This is a genomic window from Oleiphilus sp. HI0067 (assembly GCF_001635735.1).
Window position 1 is genome coordinate 1 of the sequence record NZ_LWFI01000667.1, and the last position, 486, is coordinate 486.

Annotated in this window: 1 protein-coding gene; it reads right to left on the reverse strand. The window is 45.3% G+C overall.

Features of this window, described 5'->3' with window-relative positions; translation table 11 throughout:
* Positions 1-486: fasciclin domain-containing protein (locus A3739_RS07690; RefSeq protein ID WP_369821096.1), on the reverse strand; the 486-nt coding region annotated here is incomplete at both ends.

The window sequence follows — 486 nt, forward strand, 5'->3', positions numbered from 1 at the left end:
CCATTGCTCGCTTTAATATCAGTTTCGATTACTTTAGCGCCTTCAATCAGCAAATCACCATTTGAAATTTCTACTGACACTGATGAACCTTCTCGAAGTGTTGCAACGTCAGAGCCATTAGCTGCGTATGCTGCCAATGCACTGACCTCTGAACCCAAAACGTGCTGCAGCAAAATATCTTGCAAACCTTCGACGGCACCAATGTTATTTTCATCGAAACCTGCTGCCGCGAATGCTGCATCAGTAGGAGCAAATACAGTGAATGTACCCGCACCAGATAGAGTACCAGCTAGATCAGCTGCAGTAACAGCAGCTAGCAAAGTTGTTAGATCGGCATTCATAGACGCGCCAGCTGCCGCTGTAACAATTGCAGCAATACTGTCTGTCTCGTCTGATGTATCTATCGCAAGTTCTGGTGGAAGAAGAACTTTATCGATAACGTGGACAACACCATTCGTTGCTAGGTTATTAGCTGATGTAACTGCA